The 20,910-nt window shown below is 54.4% G+C and carries 18 protein-coding genes; 3 read left to right on the forward strand and 15 right to left on the reverse strand.

Annotated elements, in window-relative coordinates; genetic code table 11:
- The 7 genes from NFC81_RS11995 to iscR all read right to left on the reverse strand — a co-directional run bounded on the left by NFC81_RS11995 (window position 1) and on the right by iscR (window position 6,828).
- Complete coding sequence (locus NFC81_RS11995; RefSeq protein ID WP_304994715.1) at window positions 1–360, reverse strand: iron-sulfur cluster assembly accessory protein; 360 nt, start codon at window positions 358–360, stop codon at window positions 1–3.
- 12 nt (window positions 361–372) lie between these two features.
- Complete coding sequence (locus NFC81_RS12000; RefSeq protein WP_304994716.1) at window positions 373–1,596, reverse strand: cysteine desulfurase; 1,224 nt, start codon at window positions 1,594–1,596, stop codon at window positions 373–375.
- Window positions 1,589–2,899 (reverse strand): Fe-S cluster assembly protein SufD, encoded by a 1,311-nt coding sequence (gene sufD, locus NFC81_RS12005; protein ID WP_304994717.1) that lies wholly within the window; start codon window positions 2,897–2,899, stop codon window positions 1,589–1,591. The genes NFC81_RS12000 and sufD overlap by 8 nt, the downstream gene beginning before the upstream one ends.
- Window positions 2,900–2,903: 4 nt before the next feature.
- On the reverse strand, window positions 2,904–3,653 hold the full coding sequence (gene sufC / locus NFC81_RS12010; protein ID WP_304994718.1) for a Fe-S cluster assembly ATPase SufC: 750 nt from the start codon (window positions 3,651–3,653) through the stop codon (window positions 2,904–2,906).
- A gap of 65 nt (window positions 3,654–3,718) precedes the next feature.
- Window positions 3,719–5,155, reverse strand: coding sequence for a Fe-S cluster assembly protein SufB (gene sufB / locus NFC81_RS12015; protein ID WP_304994719.1), 1,437 nt, complete (start codon window positions 5,153–5,155; stop codon window positions 3,719–3,721).
- Window positions 5,156–5,167: 12 nt separating this feature from the next.
- Complete coding sequence (locus tag NFC81_RS12020) at window positions 5,168–6,322, reverse strand: IscS subfamily cysteine desulfurase (RefSeq protein ID WP_304994720.1); 1,155 nt, start codon at window positions 6,320–6,322, stop codon at window positions 5,168–5,170.
- Between the two features lie 20 nt (window positions 6,323–6,342).
- Entirely contained in the window at window positions 6,343–6,828 is a 486-nt protein-coding gene (iscR, locus tag NFC81_RS12025) for a Fe-S cluster assembly transcriptional regulator IscR (protein ID WP_304994721.1), read from the reverse strand.
- A 41-nt stretch (window positions 6,829–6,869) separates the two neighbouring features.
- Here iscR and NFC81_RS12030 point away from each other — a divergent pair, with 41 nt between their 5' ends.
- Together NFC81_RS12030 and NFC81_RS12035 are read left to right on the forward strand one after the other, a co-directional pair.
- Window positions 6,870–8,480, forward strand: a complete 1,611-nt coding sequence (locus NFC81_RS12030) for an endonuclease/exonuclease/phosphatase family protein (protein WP_304994722.1) — start codon at window positions 6,870–6,872, stop codon at window positions 8,478–8,480.
- A gap of 124 nt (window positions 8,481–8,604) precedes the next feature.
- Window positions 8,605–9,906 carry an HD domain-containing phosphohydrolase gene (locus NFC81_RS12035; RefSeq protein WP_304994723.1) on the forward strand — a complete coding sequence of 434 codons (1,302 nt, stop codon included), beginning with the start codon at window positions 8,605–8,607 and terminating at the stop codon, window positions 9,904–9,906.
- Window positions 9,907–9,909: 3 nt separating this feature from the next.
- On the opposite strand, the gene NFC81_RS12040 is transcribed toward NFC81_RS12035, so the two are convergent.
- The 5 genes from NFC81_RS12040 to cysM form a co-directional block, all read right to left on the reverse strand.
- Window positions 9,910–10,311: a thioesterase family protein gene (locus NFC81_RS12040; RefSeq protein ID WP_304994724.1), complete on the reverse strand. Its 402-nt coding sequence runs from the start codon at window positions 10,309–10,311 to the stop codon at window positions 9,910–9,912.
- A 38-nt stretch (window positions 10,312–10,349) separates the two neighbouring features.
- The gene (locus NFC81_RS12045) at window positions 10,350–11,612 is read right to left on the reverse strand and encodes a TIGR03862 family flavoprotein (RefSeq protein WP_304994725.1); all 1,263 of its coding nucleotides are present in this window, start codon (window positions 11,610–11,612) and stop codon (window positions 10,350–10,352) included.
- Window positions 11,581–12,402, reverse strand: a complete 822-nt coding sequence (mazG, locus tag NFC81_RS12050) for a nucleoside triphosphate pyrophosphohydrolase (RefSeq protein ID WP_304994726.1) — start codon at window positions 12,400–12,402, stop codon at window positions 11,581–11,583. Before mazG ends, NFC81_RS12045 begins: the two co-directional genes overlap by 32 nt.
- A gap of 244 nt (window positions 12,403–12,646) precedes the next feature.
- The gene (gene relA / locus NFC81_RS12055; RefSeq protein WP_304994727.1) at window positions 12,647–14,887 is read right to left on the reverse strand and encodes a GTP diphosphokinase; all 2,241 of its coding nucleotides are present in this window, start codon (window positions 14,885–14,887) and stop codon (window positions 12,647–12,649) included.
- 134 nt (window positions 14,888–15,021) lie between these two features.
- The gene (gene cysM / locus NFC81_RS12060; RefSeq protein ID WP_304994728.1) at window positions 15,022–15,933 is read right to left on the reverse strand and encodes a cysteine synthase CysM; all 912 of its coding nucleotides are present in this window, start codon (window positions 15,931–15,933) and stop codon (window positions 15,022–15,024) included.
- A 151-nt stretch (window positions 15,934–16,084) separates the two neighbouring features.
- On the opposite strand from cysM, the gene NFC81_RS12065 reads away from it, so the two are divergent.
- Complete coding sequence (locus NFC81_RS12065) at window positions 16,085–18,874, forward strand: response regulator (RefSeq protein ID WP_304994729.1); 2,790 nt, start codon at window positions 16,085–16,087, stop codon at window positions 18,872–18,874.
- A gap of 52 nt (window positions 18,875–18,926) precedes the next feature.
- Here NFC81_RS12065 and acpS read toward each other — a convergent pair whose 3' ends face one another.
- The 3 genes from acpS to era are packed head-to-tail and all read right to left on the reverse strand — an operon-like array spanning window position 18,927 to window position 20,898.
- Entirely contained in the window at window positions 18,927–19,304 is a 378-nt protein-coding gene (acpS, locus tag NFC81_RS12070) for a holo-ACP synthase (protein ID WP_304994730.1), read from the reverse strand.
- Window positions 19,301–20,011, reverse strand: a complete 711-nt coding sequence (gene recO / locus NFC81_RS12075; protein ID WP_304994731.1) for a DNA repair protein RecO — start codon at window positions 20,009–20,011, stop codon at window positions 19,301–19,303. The genes acpS and recO overlap by 4 nt, the downstream gene beginning before the upstream one ends.
- Complete coding sequence (gene era / locus NFC81_RS12080) at window positions 20,011–20,898, reverse strand: GTPase Era (protein ID WP_370529910.1); 888 nt, start codon at window positions 20,896–20,898, stop codon at window positions 20,011–20,013. Before era ends, recO begins: the two co-directional genes overlap by 1 nt.
- Window positions 20,899–20,910 lie beyond the last annotated feature (12 nt).

Raw genomic sequence — 20,910 nt, forward strand, 5'->3', positions numbered from 1 at the left:
TCAATTGACGTTGAAGCTCTCACCACAGCCACAATGGTCTTTCGCATTGGGGTTGAGGAATTTAAGCTGACGGTTAACGCCTTCTTTGACGTAATCAATCTCGGTGCCAGAGACGATTGACAAGCTGTCCTTGGCTACCAAGAACTCCAAATTACCATCCAGTTGATAGTGCAGGTCATCGTTCTGCGCTTCTTGCACCAGATCCACCACGTACATAAACCCGGTACAGCCGCTTTCTTTGACGCTCAGGCGCACCGCCTTGGCCGCGCCATCATGCTCCAGCTGGCGTCGAAAGTGCTGAATAGCTGCGGAACTGACTTTTACTGTCTGTTGTGCCGGATCAAACGATTCGACTGACATGATACTCAACCCCTATTGCAAAAACTGCTTGGCTTTCTCTAACGCGGCAAACAACCGGTCCACGTCATCAAAAGTATTATAGAAACTGAAACTTGCCCGCACGGTGCCAGGAATACCAAACTGGTCCATGATCGGCTGCGCGCAGTGGTTGCCCGTGCGCACCGCTACCCCTTGTTGATCCATAATCATGCCCAAATCAGCGGGGTGAGCGCCCTCTAAGACAAAACTCATCACACTGGTTTTATATGGGGACGTACCGATCAATTTCACCCCCTCGGTCTGCCGCGCTTTGTCTTCCGCGTACTTCAATAAGGCTTGTTCGTGCGCTGCAGCGCCGCGCCGATCCAACTGACTCAAATAGTCGATGGCGGCACCCAAACCGATAGCGCCCGCGATGTCTGGCGTACCGGCTTCAAACTTGTAGGGCAATTGGTTATAGGTGGTGCCTGTAAAGCTGACCGTTTCGATCATTTCGCCACCGCCTTGGTAAGGCGGCATGGCTTCTAACAGTTCACGCTTGCCGTACAACACACCCAGACCCGTGGGGCCAAACAATTTGTGGGCGGAAAAGGCGTAGAAATCACAATCCAACGCTTGCACGTCAACGGGCCAATGGCTGATGGCTTGCGCCCCGTCGATCATGACTTTAGCACCGACGGCATGCGCCATGGCGATCATGTCATCAATCGGGTGAATGGTGCCCAATGCGTTGGACACATGTTGAACAGAAACCATTTTGACGCGGGCATCCAGCATCTGACGGAAGGCCGACAGGTCCAGCGTGCCGCTGGCGTCTACAGGAATGGGCTCTACCGTTGCCCCCACCGCACCCGCAATCATCTGCCACGGCACGATATTGGAATGATGCTCCAGCGCCGACACCAATACACGATCACCCGCCTGCAGGTTCTGTCGACCCCAGGTTGCAGCAACCATGTTGATGCTTTCGGTGGTACCACGTGTCCACAGTACCTGTGCCGACGACGGCGCGTTAATAAACTCGGCCACCTTGGTACGGGCGCCTTCAAATTTTTCCGTCGCACGGTCGCTCAGGGTATGCGCGCCGCGATGCACATTGCTGTTGTCATTGCGGTAGTAGTCAACGATCGCTTGAATCACCGACTCGGGTTTCTGCGTCGTAGCGGCGTTATCCAAATACACCAGAGGATGCCCGTTTACCTGCTGCTGCAGAATCGGGAAATCCTGTCGCACCTGCTCTACATCGAACTCAGTCATGAACAATGTGCCTCGTCAGTTCGTCGTCGCTGCCGAACAGCGCCGCCAAGCGAGGGCGCAAATACAACTGAATGGCCTCCTGCTCCACTTGCTGCAGCAATTCGTTGATAAAGCCAAAGCTCAACATGACTTCAGCTTCCGCTTTTGACACGCCACGGCTTTGCAAATAGTACATAGCCGTTTCATTGAGCTGACTAACGGTAGCACCGTGCGCGCACTTGACGTCGTCGGCGTAAATTTCCAATTCAGGTTTGGTGTCTATTTCCGCTTGATTCGACGTCAACAGGTTCTTGTTGCTCAGCTCAGCCAAGGTTTTCTGCGCATCCTTGTGAATGTGGATACGGCCGTTGAACACGGCTTTCGCTGAGTCGGCGATGATGCCGCGAAAATTCTCATCGGTGGTGCAATGCGGTACGCAATGCTCGACGGTTGTGTGGTAGTCGATGCGCTGTCGGTTACGCGGCAAATACACGCCATTCAAGCCGAGGTGCGCGCCTTCACCTTTGTGGCGCACGTGATAATCCACGCGCTTCAGGCGACTGCCCTGCCCCAAGGCAAAAGCATTGAGTTGGGCGCTGCGGTAAAGGTCAGCGTGCACGCCGCCGACGTGCAGCAAGTTTTCTTCTTCCAGATTCAAACGATAATGCTGCAGTTGGGCGCCATCACCCACTACCAGTTCGGTCAGGCTATTGACGAAACCGTTCTGCACCTCGGTCGTAGACACATAGTGCTCAATGACTTCCGCTTTAGCATGACGTTCCAACACCACCAACAAACGCTGCTGCGCCATGGCTGGTTGGGCTTCCGGCGTCGACAAATGCACAAGATATAATGGCTTGTCGGCCTGCACGTCAGGCGCCAGATGATACAACCAGCCGTCAGCGGCGCAGGCATTGCTCAACGCCGCAAACAGATGACGCTGGAGATCTACTGCGCTGCCCAAGTGCTGCGCGATAAGGGCTTGCTGAGCGCTGCTGGCCTGATCAAATCGCACTACATTGGCGGGCAAGGCCGTGGACAGCGCTTCATTGAGCTGACCATTCACGAACACCAGGCGGTGCGCGTCAACCGCCAAAAACTCTACATCACCTTGCCAATCACCGCCTTGTGCCCACTGGGCGAAACCGTCCGCTTGCAAGGCTTGCAGCGGGGTGTATTTCCAATGCTCGGTGCGACGGTCGGGCCACTTAGCGTTCTGCCACGCAGTTGCACCCGCGGCCCGCACATCGGCTAGCCACGCTGGGCTCTGCTGTTGAGCGGCAAGATTCAAGGCCTGTTGTTGAAAGTCCATTGAGGTGGTCATCAGGTTAAGCCACCTCGCCTTCCAGCCAACCGTAGCCTTTTTCTTCCAGCTCCAAGGCCAGTGACTTGTCACCGGACTTCACAATGCGGCCATTGGCTAATACGTGCACATAATCGGGAACGATGTAGTCCAACAAGCGCTGATAGTGTGTCACGACAATGAAGCTACGGTCGGGCGAGCGCATAGCATTCACCCCATCGGCAACCACTTGCAGGGCATCGATATCCAGACCGGAATCGGTTTCATCAAGAATGCACAGCTTCGGCTCCAGCAGCATCATCTGCATGATCTCGTTGCGTTTCTTTTCGCCACCTGAAAAGCCTTCATTCACACCACGTTTAAGAAAGTTCGGATCCAAGCTGACTTGCTTGCTGGTTTCACGCGCCAGCTTCATAAATTCCACCGCCGACAACTCTGGTTGGCCATGGTGTTTTCGCTTGGCATCGACGGCCGCCTTGAGAAACTCCATGTTGCTGACGCCGGGGATTTCTACCGGATATTGAAACGCCAGAAACATACCTTCGCGCGCGCGCTCTTCGGTGTCCATGTCGAACAAATCCTGGCCAGCAAATTGTACGCTGCCGTCCGTGACCGTATAGCCCGCACGGCCGGTCAACACGTTGCCCAGCGTACTTTTACCAGCACCGTTCGGCCCCATGATGGCGTGAATCTCACCCGGTTTCACGTCCAGGCTCAGTCCTTTCAGGATGTCTTTCTCTTCGACTTTGGCGTACAACTTGTTAATGCTTAACATGATCAATTTTCCAAATTTCTGAATTCTGTAGGGTGTGCGGAGACAACCCCCGCCACTGTTGCTGCTTAACCAACGGAGCCCTCAAGGCTCACTTCCAGCAACTTACCCGCCTCGACCGCAAACTCCATGGGCAACTCTTTAAAGACTTCCCGGCAGAATCCATTCACGATCATGGAAATGGCTTTCTCGGCGTCAAGTCCGCGCTGCTGGCAGAGAAACATCTGGTCATCGCTGACTTTAGATGTCGTAGCTTCGTGCTCTATCACCGCCGTGGGGTTTTTACTTTCGATGTACGGGAACGTATGCGCACCGCACTGATCGCCGATCAACAGCGAATCACACTGTGTAAAGTTACGCGCGCCGTCGGCCCCCGCATTCATACGCACCAGTCCACGGTAGGAGCTGTTGCTCTTTCCGGCAGAGATGCCTTTGGCGATGATGGTCGAGGTGGTGTTCTTACCCAAATGGATCATCTTGGTGCCGGTATCAGCCTGCTGAAAATTGTTGGTCAGTGCGACTGAATAGAACTCTCCGACGCTGTTGTCACCTTTAAGGATGCAGCTCGGGTATTTCCAGGTCACCGCCGAACCGGTTTCAACCTGTGTCCACGAGATCTTGGCGTTGGTGTGGCAGATCCCACGCTTGGTAACGAAGTTGTAGATGCCGCCCTTACCTTCGGCGTTGCCGGGGTACCAGTTTTGCACCGTGGAGTATTTGATTTCCGCATTGTCCAGGGCCACCAATTCGACCACGGCGGCGTGCAGTTGGTTTTCATCGCGCATCGGCGCGGTACAACCCTCTAAGTAACTGACGTGCGAGCCTTCATCGGCCACGATCAATGTGCGTTCAAACTGCCCGGTGTTCATTTCGTTGATGCGGAAATACGTCGACAATTCCATCGGGCAGCGCACGCCCTTCGGGATATAAACGAACGAACCGTCAGAAAACACCGCCGAATTCAGCGCGGCGTAAAAGTTGTCTTTTTGCGGCACGACTGAACCCAGGTACTTTTTCAGCAGCTCAGGGTATTTGTGCACAGCCTCGCTGATGGGGCAGAAAATCACGCCCGCTTCTTCGAGTTTGGCACGATAGGTCGTTACAACGGATACGGAATCAAACACCGCATCCACCGCCACGCCCGCCAGCATCTCTTGTTCATGCAGAGGAATGCCCAGCTTTTCGTAGGTGGCCAGCAGCTCAGGATCAACCTCGTCCAAGCTTTGCGGTTTGTCTGCCATACTTTTCGGTGCCGAGTAATAGGACACAGCCTGGAAATCGATTTCCGGGTAGTGCACATGCGCCCACGTTGGCTCAGCCATTTCTTTCCAAGCAGCAAAGGCTTTCAAGCGCCACTCCAGCAGCCACTCGGGTTCACCCTTGGTCGCAGAGATGAAACGTACAGTATCTTCATCAAGACCCGGCGCCAAGGTGTCCGATTCAATCGCTGAATGGAAACCCGCGGAGTACTCTTTTTTGATTAAGTGTTCTACTTGATCAGTCATTACCTTTCCTCTTTAGGCCGCGGCAGTCAGCGCACTGACCACTTGGCGAATGTGCCCAACCGCAAAATCAATTTCTTGCTCGGTAGTGAAACGCCCAAGGCTTAAGCGCAAAGACGCATGCGCCAGCTCGTCGGGCAGACCAATGGCCTTTAAAACAAAACTGGGCTCCACACTGGCCGATGTACAGGCCGAACCTGTGGAGATTGCGACGTCACGCAACGCCATCAACAATGTTTCGCCATCTTGCCCGGCGAAGGCGACATTCAATATGCCGCAGACACGCTCCTCGGGGTGGCCGTTCAAGCTTACCCCGGGCAAGTCTGCGATACCCTGCCACAAACGATCTCGCAAGCGAGTGATTCGCTGGGACTCTTCAGCCAGTTGCGCCCCAGCCAACTCCACTGCCAAGCCCAGTCCAACACACTGATGGGTCGCCAGAGTGCCCGAGCGCATACCGCGCTCATGGCCGCCACCGTGTTGCTGGGCCACCACTTTGACTTCGGGAGCACGGCGCACATAGAGCGCTCCGATACCCTTCGGGCCGTAAAGCTTGTGGGCTGACAAAGAGAGTAAGTCCACCGGCATGGCTTGCATATCCAATGGCAACTTGCCGACACTTTGTGCTGCATCCACGTGAAACAGCGTACCGTTAGCGCGGCAGAGTGCACCGAGCGCCGCAATGTCGTTCACCGTGCCCAATTCATTATTTACATGCATCAAGCTGACCAAGGTAGTGTCGGGCCGCAGTACCGCAGCCAATTGCTCAGGCAACACACGTCCACTGGCATCAGGCGCTAAAAAAGTCACGTCAAAACCTTGGCTCACCAGCCAATGGGCCGGGTCCAACACCGCCTTATGCTCGATCGCCGACACCACAATATGTTTACCATCGTCTTGCCGGGCGTACGCTACGCCTTTGAGCGCGAGGTTGTCGGCCTCAGTCGCCCCACTGGTCCAGACAATTTCCCGTGCATCACAGTTTAACAAGGTGGCTATTTGTCCACGGGCATGCTCCACCGCCTCTTCAGCCTGCCAGCCGAACAGGTGAGAGCGTGACGCTGGGTTAGCAAAATTACCTTCTAGCGTCAGACATTCCGCCATGCGTGCTGCAACCCTCGGGTCTACAGGCGTTGTGGCGGCATAATCGAGATAAATGGGCTGTCGCATAAACTTGAAAATACCCGGTTTTACTGAATCTGGTTCAGCGTAATATGCACTGAATCTTGCTGCGCGCGCTGGACGCTGTCTTGGCGCGCGCTGACGCGCTGAATATCACTGCGGTTCACTAAGTCGGCCAAGGTAATGTCAGTGAGGAATTGATGGATCTGACCGCTGAGGTCTTCCCACAAATGATGCGTCAAACACACCTCACCACTCTGGCAACCTACTTTGCCCTGACACCGTGTTGCGTCCATCGACTCACTCACGGCATCCACCACCTGCGCCACCGATATAGCACTGGGGCCGCCGGCCAATTGATAGCCGCCGCCCGGGCCACGTACGCTGCGCACTAAATCGTGACGTCGTAATTTGGCAAAGAGTTGCTCAAGATAAGATAACGAAATACCCTGACGATCTGAGATGTCCGCCAAACTGATGGGCCCCTGCGTTTCATGCAGCGCAAGATCCAACATGGCAGTGACCGCATAGCGACCTTTGGTGGTTAAGCGCATAGGAAGAACCAGCACGGTTATGATAAAAATATGGCGGAATTATGGAATATCCGAGTAAATTAGTCAAGTATTGGCGGGCCGTGTGGACGGGATGGAATTATAGCCGCTTCCCTATCCTGAAACCAGCGCCCTGGTCAGGCATCGTTTTGTTGTTGCTCAGCCTGACGGCGGCCGCTTGCCCACCTGCTATCTGGCCTTACCAAGTGCAAGGTGCGACGGACCGCAGCCCATTAGAAGGCCAACAAGTCAGCGTGCGGGGTACCGTTACCTTCACTGACCAGCAAGACACCCCTCAGCGCAACAGCCTGCGCGGCTTCTTTATTCAAGGACCACCAAGCTACCAACCCAACAGTTCCGACGGCCTGTTTATCTATGCCCCAGGCCACCCGGTAAACCGTGGTGACGAGGTGGTGGTGGACGGCGAGGTGCTTGAATTTCATGGCCTGACCGAACTGACTCGAGTACGGCAAGTACAGCGCTGTGGTCGTGCCGCTTTGCCAGCACCGGTGATGTTAGGCGAGCCAGCCGAGCGCTACGAAGGCATGCGCGTACAACTGCCGGCCAGCCAAATCATCGACAATTACCGGCTATTTCCTTTTGGCGAAATCGTGGTCAGTGATGGCACACACCAATGGACACTCGAGGATGGTAGTAATGACCGCAACCTCAATTACATACCCTGGGGCATGACGCAAGACCCTGCTTTGCTGGCTAACGGTCGACGTCTAGCGCCACTTACCGGCGTACTCTCATGGCGCTGGAATGCCTGGGTGATTTTACCCGACAACCCACCTACGCCCACCGACTCGTTGCATTGGCGCGTGCCAGCGCCGCCGCAAGGCAGCCTTCGAATGGTCAGTTGGAATGTCGAGAATTTGTTCAATGGTGACCCGGAAGGTTTCCGCCAATCGCGTGGCGCCCGCACGCAGGCAGAATGGCTGAACCAACGACGTAAAATTGCTCTGAACATCCAGCACATACAGGGTGACCTGTACGCCTTACAGGAAGTCGAACACGATCACGGCCAGCCTTCGGCCGTCTTGCCGGAGCTGAAAGACAAGCTGGCATCGGTACATAACATGACACTGCGCGCCATAGTGCCGCCGGTACAGCGTGGCGATGACGCCATTACGCAGGCCTTTTTGTACAACCCAGAACGTCTTCGTCCGCTTGGCAATTTGATACAGATACCTACCACACCGAGGCCGAGTCTGGCGCAGATATTCGAAGACCATCAAGGGCGTACCTTTGGCGTTATTAATGTACACTTAAAATCGCGCGCCCGCTGTACGGACATTTGCGCTGAAGAGCGCGCAGCAGCACTTGAAGCCATTCTGCAATGGCACAGACAGCAGTCGGATATCCCGTGGTTTTTGGTCGGCGATTTCAACACGCTCACGCAAGAGCCCTTGTGGCAACCCTTACTCGACAGCCAATGGCAACGTGCTGACCTGGCTGCACCCACGTATTGGTTTCGTGGCCGAGCACAGCAGTTAGATCATGTTTGGATGAAAGGTGTAAGCCCTCAGCCACGCACACGTGTTATCGAAGGTCATGCCGAAATGCCGCCTACACCGCTGGCCCATCCCCTGTACAATCCCGAGCGATTGTGGGGTGCGTCCGACCACAATCCGATCGTGCTAGACTGGTGACCGTAACAAATTGATCCAGCACAAAACAACGACTGCAAATGAACGAATTGTGTTGGCCTAAACTGAACACTCTTCTATGCTATTGATTCCACAGAATTTTTAACTCAGGAATTACATCACCATCATGGCCAGTAAAGACCACTCAATTATGTTCCCCGTGGACAAGCTGATGCCCGGTCTGTACGTCGATATTGGCTTGCCATGGACTGACCATCCGTTTCTCTTCAAGCGCTTTAAAATCAAAACGCAGCAGGAAGTGAATATTATACAGGGGCTCGGACTCAAAGAGATCAAGGTATTTCCTGAGCGCAGCGATGGACTCATCAAGAAGCACGACGCGCAGACAGTCGCCGCCGAGCCGGCCGATAATAGCGCTGCTGAAAACGCTTCCGCCAGCGGCGCTTCCGACCATGACAAGATGTGGGCGCAAAAACAGCAGCGTATTGATGAGGCCGCGCAGTTTCGCAACCGTAGGCTAAAAGTTGATCGAGAGTATCAAGAAACCATTAAACGCGTTAAGAACTTGACCCGTGATCTCAAAACAGCGCCTGCCAATGCTATTCGCGACGCAGGCGAGTTGATTGAAACACTCACGGAAGCCTTTGGCGACGACGGCGATGTCTTAATGAATTTGGTGTCACTGTCCGACAGCGAGTTTTCCATATACCACCATGCTTTGAATGTTACCGTATTGGCATTAACACTCGGCGCAGCCCGCGGCATGCAAGGTGAGGACCTGAAAGAGCTCGGTATTGGCGCGATGCTGCACGACATCGGCAAAATTCTGGTCCCAGGGCAAATTTTGGCGAAGGAAGGTGGTGAGTTAAACCCCAGCGAGCAAGCCATACTGGACAGCCACCCTGCCCTTGGCGCGAAGATGGCTGGACGCGTGGGCAAGCTCAACGATGCCATTATAGAGATCATTGAGAATCACCATGAGATGCTCGACGGCTCTGGTCATCCACGACAATTGCGCGAACCCGACATCAGCAGCTCAGCACAAATGGTGACGGTTGCGAATGTTTACGACAACCTCTGCAACCCGGTGAACCCCAACAAAGCGGTAACACCCAAGCAAGCGGTCGCTACGCTTTATGCTAAATATCGCGGTCGTATAGATGAAACCCTGATTGGTCGCTTCATCCAAACCATGGGGGTTTACCCACCCGGCACCGTGGTCATGCTGTCGGATGATAGCATTGGCCTTGTGGTAGCAGTGGACGCCAAGGCGCTGTTGAAGCCCCAGGTGTTGCTTTACAACCCCGATATTCCCAAGCAAGAAGCACTGATGATTGACCTGAACAAACGGGACGACTTGAACATTGTCGACGTACTGAAACCCACCGAATACCCGAAACGTATTTACGACTACTTGGGCATCCATGAACGCATCGGTTATTTCAACGAGCGTAGCCTCAAAGCATAGCCTTCAATCAGAAGCGACGAACGTATGCTCCAACATCCGTTGGCGGATATCATCCGGAATGGGTTCGGCTTTTTTCGTGCTGTGGTTGAAATGCACCAAGACGGTAGTGCCGCTCGCGCACTTGTGCCCGCTTTGCCACACCTCTTGGTAAACATCGAATGAACTGCCACCGACGCGTGAAATACCAGTACGGATCTCTACCGGCGCTTGGTAAAAAATCTCGGCATGAAATTCTACAGTGTAACGGGCGAGGATAATTCGCCACTGCTTAGGGTCGAGATCGGGCGTAAACCAACGAAAGATCGGCGTACGGCAGCCTTCAAACCAAATGGGAATAGCCGTGTTATTGATGTGGCCCAGTGCGTCGGTGTCGACGAAGCGTGGCTCGAAGGTTTCAGTGAACATGGATTTTCCTTGTAGAAGAAGATAGTTTTAACCAGCCACTAGTCGGACTGGAGCCAGTCCACGACGCCCTGCCCGGCTCGTCGGCCGCTCGCGAAACACGCGGTCAACAGGTAACCACCCGTCGGCGCTTCCCAGTCCAACATTTCACCCGCACAGAACACACCCGGAAGCGCCTGCAACATGAGTTTGTCGTTCAGTGCGGAAAAGTCGACACCGCCTGCCGTGCTAATGGCTTCATCAATAGGCCGAGTGGCGGTTAAGGTCAATGGCAGCGCCTTTATGGCGCGCGCCAGACTGTCAGGATCAGTGAACGCTTGAGGGGCACATTCACGCAACAGCGCAGCCTTAACGCCAGAAAGGTTGAGCGTACGGCGCAAGTGGTTACTCATGGATTGCTTACCGCGTGGTTTGCGCAAGGCTTGTGTTATCTGTGTCACCGAGCGATCAGGCAACAAGTCCAATTCTAAACGGGCCTGCCCGATGTGTTTGATTTGCTCGCGCAACGGCGCGGAAAACGCATAGATCAAGCTGCCTTCAACGCCCGATTCGGTGACGATAAACTCGCCTATACGCGTCACTGGTGTACCATCATGCTCCACCACCCGCATACCGACCGATTTTACAAAGGCACCAGCGTGCTGAGATTGCATAATTTCAGTCCACACGCAGGTGAATCCGCAGTTCGCTGGCATCAACGGCTGCACAGCAACCTGCTGACCTCGTAGCCAAGGCACCCAGCGCCCATCGGAACCCAAGCGAGCCCAACTGGCGCCGCCCAAAGCCAACACCGTGGCGGCTGCCTTAATGTCTTGCGGCCCGTCTGGTGTACCGAACCGCAATACCCCATTGTCGCGCCAGCCCTGCCAACGATGGCGTACATGCAACTGAACCCCTTGCTCACGCAGTCGTTGCAACCATTTACGCAATAACGGCGCGGCTTTCATTTCACGCGGGAACACGCGCCCTGAAGAGCCAACAAAGGTTTCTACACCCAACTCATGAATCCACCCACGCAGGGCGTCGGCATCGAAGTCCTGCAGCCAAGCGCCTACCTCTGTAGTACGCTCTCGATATCGGGTAATGAAATCGGCTTTGGGTTCGGCGTGGGTGATGTTCATACCCCCTACGCCGGCCAACAAGAATTTACGCCCCATCGACGGCATGGCGTCATAGACGTGCACCGAGTAACCCGCTTGGGCAATGACCTCGGCCGCCATCAAACCAGCCGGACCGCCGCCGATCACCACCACAGGCAACCCGGTGTTTAACTCACTCGCCACGTTCGGCCTGCTTTGCAGCATTCCAGAGGGCATCCAGCGAGTCCAAGCTTTCGTCTTGCGGCGCGCGGCCGTCAGCCGCCAGTTGCTGTTCAATGTAGCCAAAACGACGCGTGAACTTGTTGTTCGCACCACGCAACGCGGTCTCGGGGTTTACCTTCAAATGCCGAGCCAGATTGATGACCGAGAACAGTACGTCGCCCAGCTCCTCTTCCGTGTGCGCAGCATCACCGGACTCTGCGGCAGCTTGCAGCTCGGCCAGTTCACCGCGCAAGATGTCCCACACCGGCTCGGACTCGGGCCAATCAAACCCGACGCGTGACGCCTTCTTTTGCAGCTTTTCGGCGCGCGCCATAGCCGGCATGGCATTGGGCACATCGGCCAACACACTGATCATTTGCTCCGAGCTGTCCGAGCCAACTTTTTCGGCTTGCTTGATCGACTCCCAATTCGCATTGATCTGCGCGTCACTCAACTCAGCGCCGCTACGCCGACTTGCCAAGGAGCCATCGGGGAATACATGTGGGTGCCGCCGCAACAACTTTTCGGTGATGTCATGCACCACCTCGGAAAAGGTGAAGTCACCTTGCTCTTCAGCTAAACGAGCGTAAAACACTACCTGGAACAGCAGATCGCCCAGCTCTTCCCGCAGGTGCGTCCAGTCCTCCCGCTCAATGGTATCGACCACTTCGTACACCTCTTCCAAGGTATGCGGCACGATGCTGGCAAAGTCTTGTTTTAAGTCCCACGGACAACCATCGTCGGGATCACGCAGGCGGGCCATTAGAACAAGGAGATCGTTGATTGTGTGCATAGAAAAAAGGCTAATTCGTTGAAAAATGAGTCAAAGGTTTCAGTACAGCTGATGTCATCGGCATGAGTGGAGCAAATTAGACGGGATGGCGGACGGGGGTACAGGAATGCCGGGGACGCCGTAAATCCGTCCGTGGAGGCTCGCTGCTGCCATCCTTGGCAGCAAACGCCCCGAATTCCTGTACCCCCGTCCGCCATCCGATAGTCCTGCCGCACTTCAAATACTTAGCGATACGTGCCGCTCATCAATGCGCTTTGGTCGCCACTCGCCGCGCTTCGGCAATATTGGGCAGCTTCTCAATCTGGCTTAACACCTTGCCCAGACGCTCCAGTCCGTCAATCTCAACAGTCAGCCTGATTTTTGCCATACTGGCACCCTTATCGGACAGCGTATTGGCAGCAATGACGTTCACTTGGGCATTGGCCAAGACAACCATGATATCCCGCAGCAAACCGGTACGGTCGTAAGCCTGAATCTCAACATCCACAGGGTAGGCATGGCTGACTTGATGGCCCCAGCTCACTTCAATAATACGTTCAGGCTCAGTAGAGCGGAGTTGCAACAGGTTCACACAATCTTCCCGGTGAATCGACACGCCCCGGCCCACCGTAATGTAGCCGACGATCGAGTCGCCCGGCACCGGCTTACAGCACCCGGCCATGGTGGTCAGCAAGTTGCCGACACCGAGTATGTTCAGGTCGTCATCGATCGGCCCATGTTGTTTGCTCGGGCTGATCGGCACATTGGTTAATTCTGGCGCAGGGCGTTGCTGACGTTCCAGCGCATGCACAACCTGCATCAGTTTTACATCACCAGCTCCGATGGCGGCGAACAGGTCTTCGGCGGTGGTGAGGTTCAGTAATTTCGATAACTCGCCAAAATCCGGCACTTCCAAAGCAAAGCGTTTGATCTCGCGCTGCAAGGCCTGCTTACCGTCGGCGACGTTCTGCTCTCTATCCTGTGCTTTGAACCACGCCGCGATTTTCGCCCTAGCCCGTGACGAGGTGACATAGTGCAGGTCCGGATTAAGCCAATCCCTGCTGGGGTGAGAGTTTGCGCCGGTCAACACCTCGACTTGATCACCGATCTGCAGGCTGTGCGTCAAGGGCACCATACGACCGTTCACTTTCGCCCCGCGACAGGCATGGCCGATCTCAGTGTGCACACGGTAGGCGAAATCGATCGGTGTTGAACCCGCGGGCATGTCGACAATGTGGCCTTCTGGGGTCAGTACGTAGATGCGGTCGTTGGTGACCTCGTGGCTGACGTCATCGTGCTGGTTCTCATCCACCAACTCGTCATGCCATTCCAGGACTTGGCGTAACCACGCCATCTTCTCTTCATAGCCTTGACTGGCTGGTTTAACGTCAGTGCCTTTGTAGCGCCAATGTGCACACACGCCCAACTCGGCGTCGTCATGCATTTGGAAGGTACGAATCTGCACTTCCACGACCTTGCCTTCTGGCCCGATAACTGCGGTATGCAGCGACTGATAGCCATTAGGTTTGGGCGAAGCGATGTAGTCGTCAAATTCTTTCGGAATATTGCGCCATGTAGAGTGCACGATGCCCAGAACGCTATAACAGTCGCGCACTTCGGGTACCAGGATACGCACGGCACGAATGTCGTACACCTGCGAGAAACTGATGTTCTTGCGCTGCATTTTGCGCCAAATGGAATAAATATGTTTTACCCGACCGTCAACTTGGCCCTCAATGCTGGCTTCCGTCAGTTTGTCGTTCAGTGCACTGATCACGTCACGAATATAGCGTTCCCGATCCAAGCGCCGCTCATCAAGCAATTTAGCGATTTTTTTGTAATCGGTAGGGTACAGGTAGCGGAAAGAAAGGTCTTCAAGCTCCCACTTTACATGACCTACGCCGAGACGGTGTGCCAGCGGCGCATAGATATCGAACACTTCGCGCGCTACCTGATAGCGCTTAGAAGCCGCCACGTCTTTCACGGCCCGAATAGCACAGGTGCGTTCGGCGATCTTGATCAGGGCAACCCGTACGTCATTGATCATGGCGACCAACATCTTACGCACATTCTCGGCCTGTGAGCCGGTCTGCCCGAGTACGGTTTTATTGCTGCCCTTGTGCTTCTGGTGAATGGCAGCCATGCGCAGCACGCCTTCCACCAGTTTGCCTACGGTAGGGCCAAACTGATCGCGCACCGTTTCAAGTGACAACTTACCTTCGCGCACACTGCGGTAGAGAATAGCGGCTTCGAGGGTTTCTTGGTCCATCTTGAGGTCAGCCAAGATTTCCGCCATCTCCAAACCGGTCCGAAAGCTACTCTGCCCCTCGGCCCAGACATTCTCAGAGGCGATGGCCTCTTCTTCCGCGCGTTTGGATATGCGACAGGCACGCAACAGCTCATCTTCGTCGATGACCAGCGTTTTGGCGTGCATGCGCTGCATCCACGCATCAAGATTAACGGTTCCATCCATGGAAATGGGTTGGTCGTCCCGTACTTTGACCATGTACCTGACCTCACTGCCTTGCGTACTTCGGGAAGCAACATACGCCTGTTGTGCGCATATTTCAAATGATTAGACGCACTGTGGACAATGCACTCCGCGTCTACTGGCACGCCCTGCACTCCGCGCCTAGCGCACTACTCTGTTGGGTTAAAAACCCCGGTCGAAAGGTAGCGGTCACCGCGATCACAAATAATGGCGACGATCACAGCATTTTCCACTTGTTGCGACAGCTTTAACGCCGCCGCCACACTGCCACCGGACGACACGCCGGAAAATATACCTTCTTCACTGGCCAGTCGCCGCATGGTGTCTTCGGCTTCCTTCTGTGTCACATCCAACACTTGGTCGACCCGGCTACGCTCAAAAATAGTCGGCAGGTACTCAACCGGCCAGCGTCGAATACCGGGAATCTGCGACCCATCCGCGGGTTGTAGGCCGATGATTTGCACTTCCGGATTCTGCTCTTTCAAATAACGCGAGGTGCCCATAATGGTCCCCGTGGTGCCCATGGCACTGACGAAATGGGTCACTGTTCCTTGCGTTTGCTGCCAGATTTCCGGCCCAGTGCCTCGATAATGAGCCAAGGGGTTATCAAAGTTACCAAATTGGTTCAATACGATGCCTTCACCGCGCTCGGCCATGGCCAGTGCCAAATCACGTGCACCTTCCATGCCTTCTTTTTGGGTCACTGACACCAATTCCGCACCGTAGGCCGCCATGGAGGCTTTGCGTTCCAGGCTCATGTTGTCGGGCATAATGAGCCGCATACGATAGCCTTTGATCGCCGCTGCCATCGCCAGCGCGATACCCGTGTTGCCACTGGTCGCCTCGATCAAACGATCTCCCGGTTTGATGTCGCCACGCTTCTCAGCCTCAACAATCATTGACAGTGCCGGACGATCTTTTACCGAGCCTGCCGGATTGTTGCCTTCTAACTTAGCCAATAACACATTACTGGTATTACCCGGTAAGCGTTGCAAGCGAACCAGCGGGGTATTGCCGATAAAGTCTTCAATGGTGGGGTAATGAATATCTGGTGCGCGCATGCAAAGCCTCAGCGTTAGCGTTTCTCTGCGTCGCAGTATAACCGTTGCCACTCTCGACCGGTAAGGCCTGTGAGGAATTACCTTATGCGTTGACGGTGTGTTAGTCGCACATTAGGCTAGAGCGACCAAGTCCGCCTATCGGAAAACTTTCATGCGCTCCAGTTTGTCTCGCCGCCTGCTACAACTTGCCCTGGTGCCCGCATTGGTGTTTGCGCTGTTGATCACAGCTTTTTTTGCCGCTTCGCAGATATGGCGCGCAAACGAAACATTTACCCGACAAATTGATGCCTTCACGCGTGCCGCCCTGCCCACTATTGAAGCAGGTTTGGTTTTAGACGATTCGGTGTTCCTACGGCAAGCCGCACAGGATCTTTTAAATGCGCCTTATGTCCGCTCTGTCCGCATTCTAGATCCACAGGGCTCCGTCGTCATAGAACAAGGCGCCGACATTCCACTGCCTTTGTTGGCTAATGTATCGTTAGGCCAACATCGGCATGAAGACGATGAATGGGTGCGGCTCGAGTACCCCGTATTGGCCGATACTATGCGCCATAGGCTGGAAGCTGATACGCCTACCATGCTGGGCTGGTTAGTGGTGGATTATTCGGTCAATGACCTATCGCTGCAAAATTATCGTTTAATTGCTCTGGGCGTGGTCATAGCACTGGCTGGACTTGCCGTGATTTGGTTATTGGCTTTGCGTCTCATACAACCGATCATCCAACCCTTCCACCAAACCATAGACACCATACGTGCTATTAAAGACGGGCATTACAGCGAGCGCGTGCATCTAGCGACCAGTGGCGAATTGCGCCGACTGGGTGAAGGCGTGAACGCCATGGCCGACTCCTTACAGAACGCGCATCGCGATATGCAACAAAGCGTAGACCAAGCGACCCAGGACCTGCATCAGACCCTCGAAGCATTAGAAATTCAAAATATACAGCTGAGCAACGCGCGTCGCCAAGCGCAAGAAGCCAGCGAAGCAAAAACACAATTTCTTGCCAATATGAGTCATGAGATACGTACCCCGCTGAACGGCGTGTTGGGCTTTGCGCGCCTATTGAGCAAAACAGATTTGACCGCCAAACAACGCGACTACCTGCATACCATTCAGCGTTCATCCGAAGGCTTGATGACCATCATCAATGACATTCTGGATTTTCTGAAACTGGAATCCGGCAAGCTCGAGCTCGAGCGGCGTCGCATGAATTTGCGCGAAGTCATTGAAGACGTAATGGATCTATTAGGGCCCATGGCCCAAGACAAGGATCTCGAACTGGTCACCATTATTTATGAAGATGTACCGCTGCAAGCGCTCGGTGATCCACTGCGCTTACGTCAGGTACTCACCAACTTGGTTAGTAACGCCATCAAATTCACCTCCGCTGGCCATGTTGCGGTCCGCCTGATGCTCGAGCATGCCGATGCACAGACGGTGCGTGTGCGTGTGAGTGTGTCCGACACGGGCCCGGGCTTAACACGCGAGCAGCAGAAGCGCCTCTTTAATGCCTTTAGCCAAGCCGATGCCTCTACTTCGAGGAAATTCGGTGGCACCGGTCTTGGCTTGGTGATATGCCAACGTTTGATTGAGCAGATGCGCGGCCACATTGGCGTCGAAAGTGTGCAAGGCGAAGGGGCGACCTTTTGGTTTACTCTGGACTTGGATTTAGAGCCGGCTACCGAGTTGGCCAACAACGAATTATCCAACGTTACTCATACACACCTCGCGGGCAGTCATGTGCTGGTGTTTGAACAACACGAGCTGACCAGAACAGCGCTGTCACACCGGCTTGAACAATGGGGTATGGTGATGCATGACCTCACCGTGCAGTCATTGGAGCAGGCCCTGCAGTCGAGTGAACAACGCCAACGTTTAGCCATTCTGACCTGCAGTGAGCAAGCCGCCCCACTATTGAACCAAATTGTAGACGCCTGTCGACAACACGATATTCCAGTACTGCTGCTGACCCGCCACAATGAATACGAGCAACCCCTGGTTCAACTGGAAAGCAAAGCCGATGCCCAGGCAGCAAAACCACTGCGTTACAGTAGACTTTATGCTTTGTGCAGCGAATTACTGGGCGCACCGAACCCTACCCTCGCGCCCTCGGAGCATTTATCCAACCTCCCGAACATATTGGTGGTGGATGACAACACCACCAATCGCAAACTGCTCATCAGCCTGCTCGGGGACTATGGAATAACACCCGTTGAGGCAGAGAATGGCAGCGTGGCAATGGAGCAGATCAGCCAGCAAGGGTTTGACCTGGTTTTTATGGACATCCAAATGCCGGTCATGGACGGGTTAACCGCCACGCGTGAAATTCGCCGACACGAGGACACCAACCAACACCTACCGGTCATTGCCTTAACGGCACACGCATTGCCAGAAGAACAAGAGGAGCTGATGCGCTCTGGGTTTGACGACTACATCACCAAACCCATTGATGAAGAACAGTTGCTGGCGGCCTTGCAACGCTGGACTGGCAAACGCCTCAGAGCCTTACCGCAGCCGAGCATTGAATCGAATACCGGGGGCGTGACTAACGACTGTACAGATAGCGCTACCTCGAGCGACTCCCTATTGGATGTGCCATTGGCGTTGCAACGCGCTGGTCATAAAGTGCCACTGGCCAAAGATATGTTTCGCGGCCTGCTCGACCAAATCAGCAGTGAAAAAGACTTATTGCCACAGTTGCATGAAGAGAAGTCCCATGACGCGCTACTGGAGCGAGTGCATGCCCTGCATGGCGTCACACGATACTGTGGTACACCCATTTTGGAAACCGCAGTGCGTGAACTGGAATTAAACCTGAAGCGCACAGAATGCTCCAAGGTACCCAATGCATTACATGATCTGCTGGACGCCATGACTGAGCTCGAATTATGGTGCGCGGAACACGATTGGGAAGGGCTATTGGAAGATGCAAGTCGTTAATACGCAGGAGGCTATTCCTCTGGCTTAAGCCTTCGCGCAGAGGACTACGCGACTATGCACTCAACACCACAAAGGCTACGGCGTATTCTTCTTCGTCTGACAACGTCAGCCAGCAGCTCGCACCGCCCAAGTTAGCCAACCGCTCCGCAGCGCCCGCCGAACAGGTCAGCTCTGGCTTTCCGAGATCGTCATTCTGTACTTCGAAACAATGAAAGTTTACCGCGCCACGAATACCGGTACCCAAGGCTTTCGCGGCTGCTTCTTTCGCTGCCCAACGCTTCGCCAAAAAGCGCGCTGGATCACTATGATCGCGCAACAAAGCCTGTTCGGCGGGTGTGAGAATCCTCTGCGCCATGCGATCACCATGACGATTCAAAGCGTCTTTGATGCGCGCAATACGCACAATGTCCGTACCGATACCGACGATCATGTGTTGGGCGTCCCGGAAGAATGTGATGGTGAAACCAGAGGTTGTAGAAACCGCCGCGACAGTAGCTCGCGCTCTCCTAATTGCAGCGCCAGTGCGCGTCGAAACAGCTGTTTAGCCGCCCGACGAGTCGATGGCGAGCCATAGTCATTGTGCGCTATGTGTATCAAATCCTGTCCGTGAAAACCATCAACCACGATGCTACTCGGGTCTTGCAAAAAGGCGTTCTGATCGTCAAAGCGATAGTGCCGCTCGGGTTGCAACAGCTCTCCTGCTCGGTCACGCTCAAAATCGATACCGAAGCCCAATTGCTCCAACAAGCGCCGCTCAAAAAAGCGTAATAGCGGCTCTGCCGACTCACCAGACTCCAAACGACGCAAGGTGGCATAGTAGGTACCAAACAACGCCTCTGCGGGTACCCAACGTGGCAACAGCACACCCAAGAGCTCATTAAGGTACAACGCCAGATAGAGCGCCTGGCCTTTTAGGCGCAGTACTTTGCCGGCAAGGTCCACCGAGCGAATGGTCACCCAGTCGCCACTGGCTTGCCAATCAATATGATAGGGTTGATACAGGTGGAGGGCTGCAGTACCACGCCAGGTGGCAACCAATTGTCCTTGACCAGGCACAAACAAACGCACCAATGAGCTGCTCTCCCGATAAGGGGTCCGGTGCAACACAAAGGCGTTCACCGGTGGCAACCCAATCATTAGTCACGATATCCCAAGCTGCGCAACGCACGTTCGTCGTCTGACCAACCAGACTTTACTTTAACCCAAAGGTTTAGCATCACCTTGGTATCGAGCAACAGCTCCAAGTCCTTACGTGCATCCGTGCCGATGCGTTTCAGCTTCTCGCCTTTTTCACCGATAACAATTTTTTTCTGCCCTTCCCGCTCGACTAAGATCAACGCATGAATGTGCAGCACGCGATCTTGAAAGCCAAAATCTTCTATCTCCACGGTCAGCTCGTAAGGCAACTCTTCGCCAAGATTACGCATTAACTTCTCGCGCACAATCTCCGCCGCCAAGAAACGTTCGCTACGATCGGTGATCTGATCTTCCGGGAAGAAGTGTAAGTTCTTCGGCATGTGCTCCAGCAGATACTTTTTCAAGTCGTCTACTTTTCGCCCTTTAAGCGCAGAAATAGCGAAGATCGCGACAAAATCTCGACGCTCACTGAGCTTTTGGATGTGTGGTAGCAGACTGTTCTTGTCTTCAACCTGATCTACCTTATTAACCACCAGAGCGACGGGCACCTTAACGCGCTCCAAGTGGCTCAGCACAAGGTCATCCTCCGCCGTCCACTGCGTACGCTCGACAATAAACAACACCAAGTCGACATCTTGCAGGGCGGTCAATGCCGACCGATTCATGTACTGATTTATGGCCTTGGGCGCATTCTGGTGAATACCCGGAGTGTCCACAAAGATCACCTGGGTTTTCTCTTCGGTCATGATGCCGAGCAGACTGTGCCGCGTGGTTTGTGGCTTGCGCGACGTAATGCTGATTTTTTGGCCCAGCAGATGGTTCATCAGCGTCGATTTACCGACGTTTGGACGCCCCACTATGGCGACATAACCACATGTGGTATCCAGCTCAAATTCGGT

Origin of the sequence: Salinispirillum sp. LH 10-3-1, from assembly GCF_030643825.1 — a bacterium.
Taxonomy (GTDB): Bacteria; Pseudomonadota; Gammaproteobacteria; order Pseudomonadales; family Natronospirillaceae; genus Salinispirillum.